Raw genomic sequence first — 17,839 nt, forward strand, 5'->3', positions numbered from 1 at the left:
ACCCGCACATATGGTCATTGATCAGCAATCGAGTCGCGATTTCAGGGCGTTAATTCCGGCGAATAGATCATTATGTCGGATAACTAATACGCTATATCCGGCATCCTTCAACGAGGCGCGCCGGGCGGTATCGAGGCGAGATTGCAAGGGTGCGTCATGGATCCCACCGTCGAGGAAGACTGCGAGGTGCACACCTTCCCCTTCGTAATAGAGGTCAGCGGACGCGACGGGGTTCTCTGAAGGCAGAGCCTTGTGTGCGGCAGTCGGTGCGGGAACTCCTGCGGCCTTGATCGCCGCGACCATCTTCTCCTCTGTCTTGGAATCAAACATGGTCACTACCTCCGACCAATCGGCTCCGACCAGCTCAGTGGTCAGATCGAGCCGTTGCAGGATCGACAGGAAGAATGGGACTGCTAGGTTGCGGTCCAATACGTCATGATGCCACTGATTGTAAAAGCTGCGGAGGCACTCGTAGCACGACGTGTGGCAGGCGTCGGGTTGGGGGTGCCAGTGCAGGTCGACGTGCAAGATGTCCAACGCCCGTTCGGCAATGGCGAGCCACATGTCCGGGTCGATCATCCGGTCGAGGACCCCGATGCCGCCCTCGTCGACCTCGTACAGCAGGATCCGTCGTGCCTGCGGTGCGCCGGCCTGCGGGTAGACCTGTCCTGCGAGCTCGCTCTCCTCGATGCCGAACTGGGTGCCCATCGCCGCCTGCAAGGCGTACATAAGGCTGTACGCATACGTGTCCGCATCGGTACCTTCGGGGGCGACGACGTCCAGCAGCAGCATGTCATGCCGGTCGTCGTTGAACAGCACGACGTTCTCGATGAGGTTCTCGCTTTGGGGCAGGCAATCGCTGCCGGTCTTGTAGTGCTCGGCCGGATCCGGGTTCCACAACCGGCAACGCGCGCACAGGCTGAAGGGTTCTCCGCTGCGGACGAATCCAGTGTTGGTTTGGAGTACGAACCCGAGACGGGCCACGGTGAGCTCAGCCGACACGTCGTCTCCGGCTGTCATGGTGCCTCGCCGTACCCGGGTGTTGGGCAGCCGGTACGCGGCGATGACGTTGTAGCCCTGCCGCAGCCGCTCCTCCGCGTCGGCTCCGACGCTGTCGCGTTGGACAGCGTACTGGTCGGTGACGGGCATCGCGTTGCGGTAGATCCGCTGCTGGTCGACGAGCGCCTGGCAGTTGGGGCACTTGCTGGTGGTGTCGACCGCGTCACGGTCGAGGTAGTAGCCGCAGTGGCACAGGAACACCTTCGAGGTTATGGCTTCGGCGTCCCGGCCGGATGACGCACGGGTGACCTGGTAGCGGCGGCCCAGGTGGTAGATGGAGTTGCCGGGCGCGAACTCGCGCAGCGCGATTGACCTGGACCTGACCCGTGGGCGTTCACGGTCGCTGAACCTCAGCATGAGCGCCTTGCGCGGGAACGCGTAACTGGGAAGGAACCCTCGCTGGGCGAGCCACGACAGGGGGTGGTAGTCGCCATCGCCAGTGCGGATCTTCCCTCGGATCGCTTCGACTGCCTCTCGGCGCCGTCTCTCCGACTTGTCCAGCGGCTGCTTGTCAGCCCGGGCATTGAGCTCGTCGAGTTCGACCTTCAGCTCAGCGGCATAATCCACCAATGATCCCATCGCGTCGTCCAACGCAGCCACGAATCCGTCAACGGCCCTCCCAACCAGTTGAGGGGTTACGGAAGTCGCGTCGTCGAACACGTCCTCGAACGCCGCCGTCCCTGCCTCGATAAGCGGGTCCCTGTTGGCCCCGATGAACCTGTCGAGTGCGTGGCTCATGTCCGGCCGCAGCCCGCCAATGCCTTCGTCAATGCGCGTCCATGTGCCTATCTCCCGCGGGAGGTCATCGTGCTCACCTGCCCACGCGCCCAGGATGATCGCGTTCATATGTGCCCGGATTAGGGCCTCGTTATCAAGGAGGAACCGGGGCGCTGCGATCTTGCCGGCGATGATCTGCTCAGGCCGTTTGAAGAAGTACTGGTCGTGCGATGCAGCCCTGCCCTGTGCAGAGCAGAACGTGACGACCGTGGCGGGTTGTGCAGCACGACCGGCACGGCCTTGCCGTTGTGCGTAATTCGCTGGAGACGGAGGGACATTGCGCATGTACACCGCGGACAGAGTGCCGATGTCGACACCGAGTTCCATCGTGGGTGTGCACACGAGCACGTTCAGCGGGTCGGTCTGCTCGCGAAAACGCGTCTCAATGACCTTGCGGGCATCACCATCGAGGCTGCCGGTGTGTTCCTCCGCCTCGACTCGGATGGAGTCGGCCAGTGCGCCGACGTAGGCGCTGCGGAAGAAGTCGTCTCGACCGGTGCGGTCCGGTCGGACGCGAGCCTTCACACAACGGGGGCATGCCCGTTCACGGGACAGGATCCACCGGCCAGCGCAGCGGGTGCACCGAAACCCTTGCGGCTCCTCAGCAAACCAGTATTGGATCCGTTCCTCGTCGACGGCCAGCCCGCCACCGTCAGAGACAAGGTAGCCATACCGAGTCAGGCACTCCGCAGCCTGCCGGATGAGCCGCTTCGCCGCCGCACTCCCGGTCGCGTCCACAGGCAGCCCGGCCTCAACCTTGACCCACCGGGTCAGCGCCGTAGTCTGGGGCGCGTCGCTGCCATCGGGCATCTGCTTGCCGGCGATGCGGCGGTACTGCGCCCGCGCTCGGGACTCCTTCTGCTCGTCGTAAAGGGTGCGGCGGCGCGGCAGCTCTGGCCCGCCATGGAAGAATGCGGCCTCGCTGAGCTGTTCGAGGACGTCGCTGCGGAACCGGTCCGGGTCGGTGAACGCGGCGGCAGGGCCGTCCGTACTCGCTGACACGATCGCGCGCTGGCGTCGCATCACGTCGAGGATCACCCGCAGCAGGTCCTCCACTAGGTCGGGGTGGGTGTCGGCGTAACCGCGGAGGAACGGGTCTAGCCGTTCGTCCGCAGCAACCGTGGGGGCGATCTTCCCTGGCGTAAAAGCTGCGTAGTCGACAACGACCAGGCCGGTGTCCTCCAGGTTCGGCTGGGTCTTCCGCGGTCCACCGCTACTTTCCATCAGCACACCCGTCTTGAGATACCTCAGGTAGCGTCCCCTGGACTTGCCTGCTCCCTCGTGTGGGTCGAAACCTCCCCCACCATCGGTATTGCGGGAGAACTTCGGAACCGTGCCGGTCGCCTTCATCTGCTCGAAGGCGGCGTCCGCCATCTCGCCGGTGTCCAATGCGGCCTCGCGGGTAAGGGCGCCCTTGGCAGCGAGCCCAGAGATGATCGCGCGGCGCACATGGAACCGGCGGGACATCGACCGCATGTGCGCGGCCTGGAACGAGGAGTCCTGCTGATTGTCAGTGAACGCCATCACCTGCGGCTTGGCATGCCCTGGCCCGGTGTCCTGCCGATTCAGCATGCCCTCGACAAGCACGTCCGTTGCAGTGGCTCGACCGACCGTACCGACTTGGAAGAACTTGTTGTACTCCGAGTGCGACGCGTCATACCGGACACCACAAGAGGGGCACAGCAGCATCGGGGCTGCCACTGTCACCGCATCCCGGACCCGTGCGTGACCGCAGTTTCCGTCCCATTCGCCGCACCTGCCGCACACTTGCGACAGGCGGGGCACCGCGCCTTCGCGGCCCTTCTTTGGGGTCACCCCGTCCTTGTAGGTGTCCTTGGGGTCAATCGGTGCGGAATCCTGGTCCCACTCGTCCGTCATCACATAGACCGCGTCGCCGTCCTCCGCCGCGGCGAGGAAATCCCGGGAAACCAGGTGCTGTCCGGCGTCCTCGGCCACGTAGAAGTCCTGGCCGCAGGACTGACAGAACACGACTGGGAACGCCGGCACCCCAGCGAGCTCATCATCGGCGCACCCGCCGCACGTCGATTCGCCCTGTTCGGACAGATGCGGCGGGTCCTCCGACACCAGGCATCGCGTGACCGGTAGGCCCTGGGAGAAGAAGGCGTGCGCTTTCGGGGTGAGCAGGCCCACCGGGTCGCCCTTCGGGCCGGGCGTCTTCACCGCCGAGGCCAGCATCAGGGCCCCCTCGATCTCCGCCCAGGCCACGTCTGGGGACACACCGGGGCGGACCTGCTCCACGTACCGCTCCGTAAGGATCTTCGCCGAAAGAACCCCACCCCACAGGGCACGCTCCAGCCATGCAACCGGCAGACATGACCGCACCGCGTCGGCCGTCACCGGGCCACCCAACAGGCCCGGTCCGAGCAGACCAGTTGTCTCCTCCTCGGTACTGGCAGCCGCTGCCTTGGCAACTAACTCCGAGGGAATCGGCGAAGCCGCGATGAAGAGCCCGCCAGACGCAGGGTCATCTGTCTCGTACTGTCCGTAGCGCTCCCGCACGACGTGCTCAGGCAGGAACGGTTCTCCGAACAGCTTCCCCGCGAACCCGGCGATGACCGCGCTGGCTTCCGCCGGGTCGCCTGAGTCGACGGTAGCTGACGTACCGATACACCGCAGCGATCCCGCTGTGCCCGTCCGCGCCTTGAACCGGCGCACCAACAGCGCCATGTCTGCGCCCTGGTGACCGGAATAGGTGTGCATCTCATCCAGGACGAGGAACCTCAGCCGTCCGCCGCGGCTGAGGGTTTCGAACAGGGTCGCGTCCTCACGCCGCACGAGCGCGTACTCAAGCATCTTGAAATTCGTCAGCAAGATGTCGCAACCGCCGCCGTGCAAGGTGTCCCGGTCGATGACCTCGCTGTCATAGGGCGCGTCCCGGCCGGTGAGCTGTTTGAAGTCCTTCATCGCTCCCTCGGGGGTGGTCTTCAACGTGCCGGTGTAATTGCACACCGTCAGCCCCGACCCGGCCAACCGCGCCGCGATGTCCTCGTACTGACTGTTCGCCAGCGCGTTCATCGGGTAGATGATCACCGCGACCGGGGACCGGAACGCCCCCTCATCACGGCCCGCGGCCAACATCAGGGCAGTCGAGACGATCGGGATGTAGAACGTGAAGGACTTACCCGACCCTGTGCCCGTGGTCACTGCCGTATTGACCCCGGCCATGACCTGCCGGATCGCGGTCTCCTGGTGCACGAACGGCGACACCGGGCTGCTGGCCACATCGCCAGGTTTACGGGTGAACACGGTCTGCACGCCAGGATCCAGGACGCCCTCATCGACCAGCGACTGCAGGGAGCAGCCGTCCGCGAACGGCTTCGCCAATGTGAGAAACGGCTCCCGATACAGCAGCCGGCCCTCACGCCGTTTGGCCTGCACCCAGTCCCGGATGGCGGGGTTCTTGTAGAACTGAAACGAGTCGACGTACCGCTCGTAGTCCTCGCGCAGCCCGGCCAGCATCGCCAACGGGTGCATCAGCGCCCTCCTCCGATTTCCTCGAAAGCCTCCAGGCGGAGCCGCTTGCTGCGGTACTCGCCGAACTGTTTGGTTTCGATCTTCGCCAACAGGGCGAAGTGGTCGAGCACGGTCTCATAGTCGGCCGTGCTCAGGCAGTACGCCTGAGCCACAAGAGCGTCGGCGGTGGCGTCAAGAAGTTCCCGACGTGCGCTATTCCACCGATGCACATCGGCCCCGACGATTTCCGCGACACGCAGCGATGTCAGGCTCAGTTCTGCAGAAATATGAGATGCCTGTGCCGGGAGCTCATCGGGACACGGAGCCGCACACTGAGACAACGCCCATGGAGTGATGTTCCCGCTCGACATGTGCATGCGCATCAGAAAATCGAGCGTCATTGAGTTGAGTAATCCGGCAGCCTCGAGCACGTGCTCTACAGGTGAGATCAGCATTGGTAGTCCGTGCGTTGCGGGCAGTGCCTCGATCAAGGCAACTCGCAGGACCCGCCTATTGGTCGATGCAGCACCGATTGCGCGCATAGCGAGCATCGCGTTGTCCACGGGCACGACCTCATCGAGTCGTTGTGCTGCGACCTTCTCGTGCATCCAGTAGCGGGGTTCAACCTCAAAGTCCGGGTCCGCGTGCTGTGCGTCGGTCACCCATGGGATGTGGGGCTTGCGACCGTAACGGTCCTTGCCGATAAACCCTTCGAAAGTGCGGGCACGGTGGTCCCATCGGTTGGCCATCTGTCCCTCATACACGGGGACGGCCACTCGTCCGTCGGGATGCCGGTATCGCTTGTCTTTTCCGCAGGTGAACCCGTCTGCTTGCAGTGCGGGGCCGCGCAGAAGCAGCCCCTTCTCCTTCGCCCCTGACGAGTGGAACAGTGTGGTGTAGCGCAATCCCCAGGGATTGGCTCCGTCCGTCTCGGCGAAGTCTAGGGTTCCGAAGCGATCGTGCAGCTCCAACGCAAGCCGGATCTCCGCCGCATTGTCGGTGGACAGCAGAGTGTGCGTACGCGGCGCGACCGAACGCAGTTCATCACGTGACCATGAACATAATGGCTTTGAGGCCGCCTCTGAGACACCGAAGTTGAGCATCGAAGCTTCGAGCAGGTTTGTGGAGGCGGGGCCCAAGTGGATGACGCTGAACCGTTCCACGGCGGCGACCGCAGGGAAGATGCGTTTGCCGTTGCGTTCCTGGTTGACCATGTCGATCACTTGCCGAACGCGCCCCTGGTCGAGCAAGTGTTTCCACACGGGGGACTGGGCGGCGTCGGTCGCGATACCGCTCTTGACGATGAGGCCGACGTGGCTGCTGGACCGGGCGGCGAGCTCGGTGAACAAGACGTATGTGTTCGCCTCGTTGTTGGTGCGCGTATAGCGGCCACACGTCTTGGCGTAGTGGGCTAGCCGGCCCTGCAAGGCTTGATATGTCTTCCACCTCGCGAAAAGCGGAGGGTCAGACTTTTCCAGTTCGGCGATAGCCATCTTACGGGTCTCGCTTGTCATCGCTGCGATCGCAGGCTTGTGCTGTTTGAAGAACGGCTGCTCTTCGCCCTTGAACTGCTCCCAGGGCGGGTTGCCCAAGACGAGGTCGAAGCCTCCGGCGGCGTATGCCTCCGGGAACGCCAATGGCCAGTGCAGTGGGTTGATATCAGAGAGAAGATAGTCGGCGGCCTTTGCTAAATCCTCGTCCGGGTTCCCTTCGAGAGCGGCGGAGTATTCGACACTGGTAGGTGGCCGCTGGTCGGTGTCGTTCCAGAAGAACGCGGCGGTCCACAGGTCCGCGGTGTTCTTCCACCGGGCATATTCATCGCTGACTAGCCATGATCGGTACGCGGCGGCTTTGCGGCGTACGTCGGCGGGGGTGTGCTCGTCGGCGTGCAGTTCGTCGGGAAGTGTCAGGGTGAACGCGATGTCGCCCTGCTGGAACAAGTCGGCACCGGAGGCAATGAACTGCTCGTTGCGGCGCAGCGCCTTCGTCAGCGTCGCCCGCTCCGGACCCTTCGCCTTCTGGACCTCGTACGCGGCGTTTGGGATGTTGGTGGGCACGCCCAGCAGGGGCCAGCCGACGAGGCTGTCACCACACACGATGTGGTGGTCGAGGAACGTTAAGGGCTCGTCTGGGACGACGCAGTGGATCCACAGCGCCACCTTGGCGAGCTCCGCGGCGAACGGATCCTTCTCCGCCCCGTAGATGCACCGTTGCAGCACCTCGCGGCGAGCGTGGGCTAGGTCGGTGTCACGCGGCTCCTGAGGGGCGCTGCGCGCCTTGGCGACGGCATACGCGATCCGGTCCAGCGCACCGATCAGGATCGCCGCGGACCCGCACGCCGGATCGATCACGTGCAGCCCCAGCAGCGCCCGTACCTGGTCGTTTGGGTTGTCACCGGCTTTGGCGACGGTGTCCTCGATGAGCGGGTCGAGCGACCGCGAGAGCAGCAGGTCGACCAGATCCGTGGGGGTGTAGTACGACGCGAGGTCGGATCGTTCAATGCTCAGCGGCGCCAGGTACGCCTCACCGCGCCGCACGGTCCGCCCGTCGACCACGATGGCGGTGGATGCGATGGACAGGGTGTAGTCGAGCAGGGACTCGTACACCGCGCCGAGCTCCTCGACGCCGAGGTTGCGGTAGTCGACGTGCATGCGGACCCGGCCGGTTTGCACGGTGGTGAGCGCCTCAATCGCTTGGGTGAGGTGCAGGTTCGGCAGTCGGGCGTCGCTGGTCAGAGGTGTCTGGCTCTGGTCAAACAGGAACCCGTTGTACGGGTACACGCCGAGCTTGGCGGCATCTTCCTCGTTCCCGAAGGCCCGGAACGTTGTCTTCAGCCCTTCCCACAGGTCCATCCGACGCGGTTCAGCGTGGCTGTCGGTGGCGACCGCACGCAGCCGGGTGAGGCTGTACGTCTCGTCATAGAGTGGGTCGGCGTTATTCAGCATGCCGCGCTGTTCCGCGAACAGCAGAAACAGCACCCGGTACAGCACCGTGAGGAGCTCGCGATACAGGTCGCGGCCGGTGTCCGGGTCGGCTTCCAGCCGGTGCCGCAGTCCGGGGTCGGCTTCAAGGAACCCGTTCGCGAGGACACTAATCGCCGCACGGACCTGGGGCTGCACCCGCTTTCCGGCCGCTACGCCAGCCGACAGCGCTTTGGCGTGGAGCCGTTCCAGCAGTGTGTCCGGCGTATCGTCGGCGACCGGCCTCGTGTCACCGGACTCCTCGTCGCTGTCCTCACTGTTCGGACACTCATTGGTGGTTGCGGCTTCTGGTTGGAGGCGCTGGAACCGGGAGGCGTGGCACAGCCGCCACAGCGCGAGAAAGTCTGGATAGCTGGCGGCTTCGAAGATCGCTATAAGGTCGAACTCGACATACCCGCGACTACGCGTGTGGTGGTAGTCGCGCAGCAGCCGCAGCATTCGCCCGTTGGTGAGGATGCCCCAACGCGCCGAGGCGGCGTTCAGATACCCCTGCAGTTCTTCGTGGGGACTGCGCCTGCCCGCAATGCGGGCGTCGAGGTCAGCGGCGGCAGTGGTGTGGACTGGTGGCGCATCGTCTCCCACCCACCCGAGATGGCTGATGTCCCAACCAGTGCCGCCGGCGACGAGCCGGGACCGCTGGTACACCGGTTGGAAATCGAGCAAGTCGAGCAGCTTGAGGACGAGGCGGTCACGGATCCGTGACACGTCCATCCCGTCGCGCAGCTCGTCGGCGTACGCGGACCAGATCGCGACACCTGTCCGGAACGCCGCCTCTAAATCGGAGGCGTACTGCGCCTTTGTCGGCGGCTGTCCGGCACGGTCGTTGAACGTGGCCACATCGGCGAGGAACTTGGCGTCCCCCTCGACGTCGGATTGGCGGAGGCTATCGGTGATGACGTCGCCAATCAGTCCGCCGCTGGTGTGGACGAGGCTAACGTCGGTCACCGGGTCACCTCCGGGTAGATGACGGTAACCGCGACCAGATCCAGCGAGGTGGGTTCGACCCGGTCCAGGCCATGCGCCCACGCCGCGGATAGTTGGGCGTGCCGACGCGATAGTTCGTCGGCGCGTTGCGCAGCGACGCGGTCGAGCCGCTCCCTAAGGTCCGAAGCATGAAGGATGTCGGTCGCGTCATCAAGGACGTCGTCACGGTGGCGGGTGCCGGACCCGGCGGGCGCGGCCATCACGGCCTCAGCGTCGAATGTGGTGTTCTCGCTGGTGCGGTAACCAATCGGGACGATCTCTTCGAGCAGCACAGGCGGTTCGGCCTTCGCAACGTACCGGAACAGAACGTGCAGGACAGCGGCGTGTCCCACCTGTGCTGTGGTCGTTCGGGCCGCGACTCTGCCATGGCAGTCCGGGAGCTGTGCTCGATCCAGGGTGATGTCGATGAGCCGACGTAGCAACGGGTGGGCCAGGTCGACGACGTCGATCTCGGGGTGGTCGATCCCGATGGAAGGGTCGAACGTGAATTGGTACCCCGCCGAAGCGAGATCGGCCACGGGCGCGGGTAGTTGGGCGAGCCGGAACATCGACCCTTCCTCGGTGATGTCGGCGTGCATGTCACGAAGGCACCGCAGGGTGAAGTCGCGCACCTGCTCGGTGGTGCCGGTCAACGCTCGGGACTGGTTGAGCGCGTCCTCGATAGCAGTCAGTGAGATCCGGGTCTGGCCGTAGAACGACTCATCCCGCACCCGATCGAGCTTGTCGGTCTCTGCCAGGGATGTCCCCGCCATGCGGGCGAGCTCCTTGTCCAGGTCGCTGAGGTCGCTTTCCGCTTCGTCGGTGAACAAGTCCACGAGGCTGAGCTGTTCGGAGCTGGACCGGGCGCTGAGCCTCCCGCGGTATGCGGCGTCAGGGGCGGACAGGTGGAGCAGGATGTCGGTGTTCGCCAGGAACGGGGGAACGAACCCGTAGTCGGCGCGCATCTGTTCGGACTTGCGAACGATCAGATACAGCAGGCTCGCGTCCAGCGGGTCGTCGAGGACGAGAGTCCGAATCCCGACGAACGGTTCGCGCTGTTGGAACCGGTCGATGCGGCCGTTGCGTTGCTCGAGCCTGTTGGGGTTCCACGGCAGCTCGTAGTGGACGAGTTCGGCACATGCGCGTTGCAGGTTGACGCCTTCGCTGATGCAGTCCGTGGCGACGAGCACAGCCCGGTCGGCCTGCTCTAACGCGGCAAAGACCTCGTTGCGTTGCGCAAGGTTCAGTCCGCCGTGGATCTCGAACACCCGGGTCCCTGCTAGTAACCCGTTCTTGCCCTTCCCGACGGCCCGGATCAGGTTCGTCACCAGGTAGTCGAGGGTGTCCTTGTATTTGGTGAACACGAGCACGCGTTGCGCGCGCGGGTGGGCTGCCATGCGCTCTGGAAGAAGCCGCAGGAGCGCAACCAGTTTCGGGTCCTTCGCCGGGGTAACCTTCTTTGCGAGGTCAGCGATGACATGCAGCCTTGCTATCTCGATCTCTTCTGGGAGACCGACGGAAGCGTTCAGGTGTGCTGCATCGGCTTCATCGTCTTCGGTGAAGATGAGGTCGCTGGTCGTCTCCTCCGCGAGCTTTTCCGCGGTCGTTCTAACATCAAGGGCCGCGCCACGGGTGAGAGCGGAGAGTCGCTTATCGATGCTGGACCGCAGCGCCGCAGGGCTGGACAGTAGTCGTTTCTGCAGATGCGCTGCGACCCAGCGGTCGACACTGCCCGTGGCGGCGTCGTACAGGTCACCGGCGTACGCCTTGAGCTCATTGAGCAGCGCGACCATGTCAGGAGAACGCCGAAGATCGACAATCTGCTCGTCGGCACGGCGAACTGGGAACGGAGAGGGGACACCGCGCTCGCGATACCACTCCTCGATGTCGACACGACGACGCTGAACCACATGGTGTTCGCGAGCGGCAGCACGTTGCACTCGCGGACCGTGGACCCCGTCCTGGACCAGAGCCGAATTGAGCATCCGGAACAGCGACGCGTACGAGTCGGTATACCCGTTGTGCGGGGTGGCGGTCAGCAGCAGCAGGTGCCTGCTCCGCGCGGCTGCTTCTTGTACGAAGCTGAACCGTTCCATGTCGGGTGTAGCCCGGCCGGGTTCGGTGTGCGGCTGGGCGGCGAGATGCGCCTCGTCCACGAGGACGAGATCCCAGCCGTGGGACAGGACTTCTTCGGTGCGCGTTTTGAGGTAGTCGATGCTCGCGATGACCACATCGTGGGTGGCCCACACGCTCTGGCCTGGCAGCAGACGCCGCTCCAGCGAGGGCAACAGGTGGCCAGCGACGATCGTGGCGTCTATGTGGAACATTCTGTCCAACGTGTCGCGCCATTGGTCACGCAAGTTCGCAGGCACCACGATCAGCACCCGTCGTGCGCGGCCGCGAGCGAGCAACTCAGAAAGGATCAAGCCGGCCTCCACGGTCTTGCCCGTGCCGACGTCATCCGCGATCAACAGTCGCACCCGGTCCGACCCGAGCGCCATGAGTAGCGGGACGATCTGGAAGTCGGTGGGGATGGCCCGTGAACGTTGGAGCCCCAGGATTGGGGCGGTGCCATGGAGTAAGGAGAAACGGTATGCGTCGAGCAGAATGCGCTGCTGTCGCTCATCGCCGATCGCGTTCGGGTCTGGGAAGGGCAGCTCTCCGGACTCGACGTGTTCGAGTTCGGCGTGGAATCGGGTGGGCCGGTTGTCTCTCCCGTCGAGCGCGGTCGCACCGAATACGGTCCCGTCCCGATAGTCGACCCGCCACAAGCGTTCCCGAAGTCGAACGACCCGCCCGGGCATCAAAAGGTCATTTTCATAATCTTTTTCGCTTGTAGCCCCTCTCATCGAACCTTCTAATGCGACAGAAGAGCCGAACCGGGTTCCCTTCACAAAATGATGTACGCGCGGACACTACGATCGTTACAACCGATCCAAAAGTCGGAATTACAGCAGACCGCTAATGTGGCGTTTCGACAAGAATGACCGATATTCCCGATTTAATTCAGAGTCCAACGCATCGGCTATACGGCCGTCGACCCGGCAACTCCCCGCGTCGAGGAAGCCAATGCCGTTTAGATAGGACACGATCATGATCTCACTCGTGCGACCGATGGCGTGGGCAAGAGTGCGATGGTCGGAGGTCCTGCGTATCGGATGCCATTGTCGGAGGGGCGTCGCTCACGGTGGCTGCTCTTGCGTGAGCGTTTGACGGCTCGCGGGTAGGAACGGTGGCGGCGTGAGGGTTGACGTTCTGTCGGTGCGTGACTTGGTGGAGGGTCCAGGAGGCCTCGGGTGGCTCAGGGGAAAAGACCGGGCGATCGGTGACTGAGCGGCGCACGATGCGAACGGTGCCAGAAATTGATCCGGTCGAGGTCGATCCCGGCCGTAGTAGCGGCAGTGCAGATCAGGGGTGCAAAACGCCCAGTGGGTCAGCAGATAGGCCCAGATCTCCTGGTAAGCCAGCTCGGGAGTGCGTGAGCGAAGGATGCGGCCTGGCCCGCGCAGGTGCGTCTTCAGCTGATCGATGCCGGTTCGGCTTCCCAGCGGTCGTGGTAGCAGCGGGCCAGGTCCTCGGCGGTGGCCTCGGCCCGGTCGAGTATGTAGGTGATCAGTCGGATGTGCTCGCCCTTGCGGTCGGGCACCGTGTAGTCGACCAGCCGGGCGATCACCGCGTGATCGGGGTTGAGGTCGCGGCCTTGGCGGGCGGCCTCGCACGGCCGGTCCTTCTGCGATCAGCGCAGGCCGGTGGGTTTGGTGATGACGGCGAGCCAGGATCCGTCGTCCAGGTCACGCAGCCAATACGAGCGCAGCCCGGCCTGGACGCGCCAGAGCAGATGCGCGCCGCTGTGACGGGCCTGGCTCCAGGCGGGAAGCTGTAGAAGCCGCGGGCGGCGGTGAGGAGTATCTCCTCGGTCAACTGCTGATAGAGGGAGAAGGCTAATTAGGGTCTGCTCGCCGGTCCAGCAGCCCGCCACGTCGGCGGCCACGATGGCGTGGCGGGCGCACTCGCTGATGGCGACCACCCGGGCCTGGGGAAGGGCGGTCTCGTGCCCGCCCGCGCTGTCGCGGCTGAACTCGGCGATGTTGGCCTCGATGTCGAGCAGGTCCACGACGAACCCGTCGATCGCCATCACTCGCCGGCGGTTCAGCCACGCACCCGGCGTCGACTCGGTTGCCGCGGGCTGGGCGATCTGCTGGAACACCTCTTTGACCGCCTCGGTTCCCAGGCGCTGACGGGCTTGGATGATCGCCCCGCGGGCTGGCGCCCCCCAGCGCGCTTCCGGCACCAGGGCCAGCATGCCCGTCAGTTTCTCGGCTCCTCGTAGTCGTCGTCTGGACAGAGGCACAGCGCGATCAGCAGGTAGACGACCACATGCGCGGGGAGCTTGCGGACGCGGCACTCCCGGCATCCGTGCATGGCGATGGCCGCGTCCAGGACCTCGCGAGGGATGAGCGATGTCAGCGCGCCAACCGCGATCAGATCCGTCAACCGCCCCGAACCGCCTGCATTACCCGACATGATCATCGGGCGACTACTACCAGCAGAGATCGTATCTAAACGGCATAGGCTCCCAGCGAGCACGGGACATGCGCGGGATGATCAAGTGAGGGGCAAGTGCTGAGTAGAGTGTTCTTGCAGGTCATTCCTAGCAAGAGAGCAGTACTGGCCTCTCTCCTAATGCGCAGGTCATCTACCTGCATAACCACCGGAGCGTGACATTATCCGTCACCGCCCGAGATGGAGCGCTGCATTTTAATCCACAGGCGCGACTCCCCGCGCATCGTCGCTCGCATCCTGCATGCCACCATGACCGTTACCCCCGCTTCGGGGGTGCCCCTGTCGATCGAGGACGATGAGTGTGCACCAGAAATGCATGCTTTGTCCGGTGATCATAGTCGAACCTTTGCTTCGTCTGCTGTCCGAATTCGGGCCCGATCACAGGTATTTAAGAAGGTGACGGGGATCAGGTGGCCCAGGTGATCGGGTCGCACCAACATGACACCACTTCACCACAACGCAACACCACCGAACGACATCATCCGCCGTGCAACGCGACCGCGGGCCATACCGTTTAGCACGACCGACAGCGCCCAACCGCCGACTGATCAGACCCATCAGCAGCGACCGCGCGGTCATTCCGGGCCGACGTGCTGGAAACGGCTGTCTCCTCTCGGATGCACGGGCTTGTGCGCAGCTGCACGCCAGTGCCGTCCTTACTCGGTGGCGCCTCCGAGAAGCAATGCGCGGTGAGCTGGCGGCGGCGCCGTGTGGAGACCGCCGGTGCCCCGACCCGGCGTTGACCGTCGGATTCGGCCTTGACCGTCCCCATCCAGGTGGGCGTCGATACGCCCTGTCCGGCACGGCCATCGACGCGGCGGGTGACGACCACGGGCGTGCCCACCCGATCACGCCACCGCATCGGTCGCGCCGGCCGGGAACGCGACGACCCCGGCGCTCCACGCCGTACAGGCGGCGGCACGGGCAACTGGATCGCCGTGCGCCCGTGTCCGGCGATTGCCGGGGTCGTGGCTGAGCGGGACATCGCGGGATGAGTGCTCGGAACAGATTTTTCAAAGGCGCGCCCTTTGACCAGGGCGACCAGTTCCTTCACCAGCCGCTTGAGGACGGGACGCAGCAACCCTGTGCCGTGCGCCACCCCGCTCCCCTTTGCTCACCATCACACCAGCCCTACCCAACAGCACCGAAGAGAAGAGGAACGAGACACACCATGGCCGAGGGACGCACGTTCAAACGCTGTTCCTGCCGCGACAGCGACGGCAAGGAACTCGGGCAGAAATGCCCCAAGCTGCGCCGCTCCGACGGCGGATGGAGCTACCGGCACGGCATCTGGAACTACCAGATCGAACTCCCGCCCAGCCCCGACGGCAAGCGGCGCGGGCCACTGCGCCGCGGCGGCTTTGCCACCCAGGAGGCGGCCAAGGACGAACTCGGCCACGTGCGCGACCTGCTCACGCTGGCAGATGCGCGCGAGCCCGCCACCCGCACCCAGATCGCCGATCTGATCAAACGCACGCTGGCCGAGACCAACACACTCCCGAACGCGGAAACCATCCGTCGAAAGATCAAGACCGGGCAGCATCTGGCCCAGGAGATCACCGTCGAGCAGTGGCTGGCGGAGTTCCTCAACCGCAAGCGGAAGATCGAGGAGACCACCCGCCGCTCCTACGAGGGCCATATCCGGCTCTACCTGACGCCGTATCTGGGACAGTTGCGGTTGGATCAGCTCAAGGTCAGCGACATCGCGCTCATGTTCGAGCAGATCGAGGAGTTCAACGACACCATCACCGAACGCCGCACCGATCCGGACCCGGTGGTACAGGCGAGCGTCAAGTATCGGCGGCCGATCAGCATCGCCACCATGCACAGCATCCGCGCCACCCTTCGGCACGCGTTGAACATGGCCATGCGCCAGGATCGGCTGATCGACTTCAACCCGGCCGCCGTACTGGAGATGCCGGCCAAGGCCCGGCCCAGAGCGCTGGTGTGGACCGACGTCCGGGTCCGCGCCTGGCAGCAGGACTACCGCGACTATCGTCAGGCGGAGAAGCAGCGCCGCGCCGGTAGACGGGTCGATCCGATCGACGCCTACACCAGCGTGCCGCGCCCGTCGTCGGTGATGGTGTGGACGCCCGCTCAGACCCGCCTGTTCCTCGAAGAGGCACGACGGCATCGCCTGTTTGCCCTGTATCAGTTGATCGCTCTGCGCGGGCTACGCCGGGGCGAGGCGTGCGGGCTGCGCTGGAAGGAGGTCGACCTCGACGGCCGCACTCTGACGGTGAACTGGCAACTCGTGCAACTGGCCTGGCAGGTCCACGAGGGCACGCCGAAGACCGAGGCCTCCGTGCGGACCATCGCCCTGGACACCGACACCGCCCAGGCGCTGCGCGCCCACCGGCAGCAGCAGCTCCAGGACCGGCTGGCCATGGGCGAGGCGTGGACCGACAGCGGGTTCGTCTTCACCCAACCCAACGGCAGCCGCCTGCATCCCCAGCACGTCTCCGACCAATTCCTCTGGCTGGCCTACCTTGCCGGGCTACCACCCGTCCGACTGCACGACCTGCGCCATGGCGCGGCCTCGCTGATGCTGGCCGCCGGGGTGGAGATGAAGGTGGTACAGGAAACGCTGGGCCACACCTCCAGCGCCTTCACCGCCGACACCTACACTTCTGTCTACCCGCAGGTGGCCTCGGCTGCGGCCGAGCAGACCGCGGCCTTGCTGTTCGGCGAGGATGACCAGGCCACGCCCGGGAAACTCATCTCGCTGAGGAGTTGACAGTCGGATTAAGCATCCGGCCCCGCATTCGCCGCCTGCTCGTGGCGAGGCGGGGCCGCTGCTCTTCCCGCAGCAACCGGAGACGGTGAATGGATCATGGTGTGTGCGGGGTTGGTGCGCGCGAGCACGTACGGAGCACGCAGCCGCTAGACGAAAATTCTAGAACGCATCCGACCCCGCAAAACCGCAGGTCAGGACATGATCAAAGCGCGCCCTGCAGGATTCGAACCTGCGACCGTCGGATTAGAAGTCCGGTGCTCTATCCAGCTGAGCTAAGGGCGCTCCCGCCTTATTGTGCATGATCCGGCGACATGTCACGCACACGTTTTCCTCGTGTCAGTCTGTCAGGCCGATCACACCCACCATGAACAGCGCCCCCAAGGTGGTAGGAGTCAGGGTCGAACCAGTGGCCGAGCAGGGTGTGGGGGCCTCTGGGACGATATCGGAGGTGGCCAGATACGGGAGGAAACCGGCGAAGAGACCCGGGTAGGCGCTCCGGGTGCTGTCCGGGATGGTGATGAGGGAGGTCAGGGGAGCGACGCGTCCAGGAGCAGGAAGGTCGGGATGCGGCGGCGGGCGTGTCGTAGAGGAATGTGACCGTTCGGGAAGTCGTGAGCGGTTAATCCTGTCGCCGCGGTCAGCGTCGGGGAGGTGTACACCTGGGCGCGGGGCCGTCCGGGTGGCTGGGGGCGATTGGAGCGTCGGTGGGGAGGCCGACATCGGCGTGGGGACGGGCGCCGCGGTGGGTGACGTGGTGGCGGGCGACGTGGGCATCGGGCATGGTCATCTAGCGTTCGGCGATAGGGATGGGTGAGAACGCTAGGGCGACGATCAGCATCGGCGGGGGTACGCCGAACGCCTCCGCCAGAGGTTTGGGGAGGAGGTCGAAGGAGTTCTCGCCGAGCATCGCGCCAGCGGTGGCGTTGAAGACCCAGCCTCATAGGACTCTGCGGTGCTGCGCCCCGCGGCACAGCGTCCGGTCGCGTAGGACCCCGCGGTGCGGCACCCCGCGCGACAGCGCCTGGCCGCACAGAACCCCCGCGGCACAGGACCCCACGACACAGTGCCCGGCCGCGCAGGACCCCGTGGCGCAGGGGCCCGCCCCGATAGCGCCGCCGCACCGGCCCCTGCAGCACAGGTCCCCACAGCACGGCGCCCAGCCGCGCAGCGCCACGCGGCACAGGAGCCCGCGGCACAGGAGCCCGCGGCACAGGAGCCCGCGGCACAGGAGCCCGCGGCACAGGAGCCCGCGGCACAGGAGCCCGCGGCACAGGAGCCCGCGGCG

At 65.0% G+C, this 17,839-nt stretch carries 7 protein-coding genes and 1 tRNA gene; 1 reads left to right on the forward strand and 7 read right to left on the reverse strand.

Going from position 1 to position 17,839, the window contains the following annotated elements:
* Positions 1-21: 21 nt before the first annotated feature.
* The 6 genes from ACIHFD_RS05005 to ACIHFD_RS05030 all read right to left on the reverse strand — a co-directional run bounded on the left by ACIHFD_RS05005 (position 22) and on the right by ACIHFD_RS05030 (position 13,748).
* A complete protein-coding gene (locus ACIHFD_RS05005) occupies positions 22-5,331 on the reverse strand; it encodes a DEAD/DEAH box helicase (protein ID WP_397365671.1) in 5,310 nt (1,769 codons plus the stop codon).
* A complete protein-coding gene (locus tag ACIHFD_RS05010; RefSeq protein WP_397365672.1) occupies positions 5,331-9,236 on the reverse strand; it encodes an Eco57I restriction-modification methylase domain-containing protein in 3,906 nt (1,301 codons plus the stop codon). The genes ACIHFD_RS05005 and ACIHFD_RS05010 overlap by 1 nt, the downstream gene beginning before the upstream one ends.
* Positions 9,233-12,025 carry a helicase-related protein gene (locus ACIHFD_RS05015; protein WP_397365673.1) on the reverse strand — a complete coding sequence of 931 codons (2,793 nt, stop codon included), beginning with the start codon at positions 12,023-12,025 and terminating at the stop codon, positions 9,233-9,235. Before ACIHFD_RS05015 ends, ACIHFD_RS05010 begins: the two co-directional genes overlap by 4 nt.
* A gap of 746 nt (positions 12,026-12,771) precedes the next feature.
* On the reverse strand, positions 12,772-12,927 hold the full coding sequence (locus ACIHFD_RS05020) for a hypothetical protein (RefSeq protein WP_397365674.1): 156 nt from the start codon (positions 12,925-12,927) through the stop codon (positions 12,772-12,774).
* A 63-nt stretch (positions 12,928-12,990) separates the two neighbouring features.
* Complete coding sequence (locus tag ACIHFD_RS05025; RefSeq protein WP_397365675.1) at positions 12,991-13,557, reverse strand: transposase domain-containing protein; 567 nt, start codon at positions 13,555-13,557, stop codon at positions 12,991-12,993.
* Positions 13,558-13,562: 5 nt separating this feature from the next.
* Positions 13,563-13,748 carry a transposase domain-containing protein gene (locus ACIHFD_RS05030; RefSeq protein WP_397365676.1) on the reverse strand — a complete coding sequence of 62 codons (186 nt, stop codon included), beginning with the start codon at positions 13,746-13,748 and terminating at the stop codon, positions 13,563-13,565.
* 1,240 nt (positions 13,749-14,988) lie between these two features.
* Between ACIHFD_RS05030 and xerC the strand changes: the two genes are divergently transcribed.
* Complete coding sequence (xerC, locus tag ACIHFD_RS05035) at positions 14,989-16,554, forward strand: tyrosine recombinase XerC (protein ID WP_397365677.1); 1,566 nt, start codon at positions 14,989-14,991, stop codon at positions 16,552-16,554.
* A 208-nt stretch (positions 16,555-16,762) separates the two neighbouring features.
* Here the strand turns inward: xerC and ACIHFD_RS05040 are convergent.
* Positions 16,763-16,836, reverse strand: a tRNA-Arg gene (locus tag ACIHFD_RS05040).
* Positions 16,837-17,839 lie beyond the last annotated feature (1,003 nt).

The organism is Nonomuraea sp. NPDC051941, from assembly GCF_044593615.1.

Bases quoted from the DNA above. Each gene is read 5' to 3' on its own strand.
- ACIHFD_RS05005 (WP_397365671.1), bottom strand. From the start codon at position 5,331: ATGCACCCGTTGGCGATGCTGGCCGGGCTGCGCGAGGACTACGAGCGG.
- ACIHFD_RS05025 (WP_397365675.1), bottom strand. From the start codon at position 13,557: ATGCTGGCCCTGGTGCCGGAAGCGCGCTGGGGGGCGCCAGCCCGCGGG.
- xerC (WP_397365677.1), top strand. From the start codon at position 14,989: ATGGCCGAGGGACGCACGTTCAAACGCTGTTCCTGCCGCGACAGCGAC.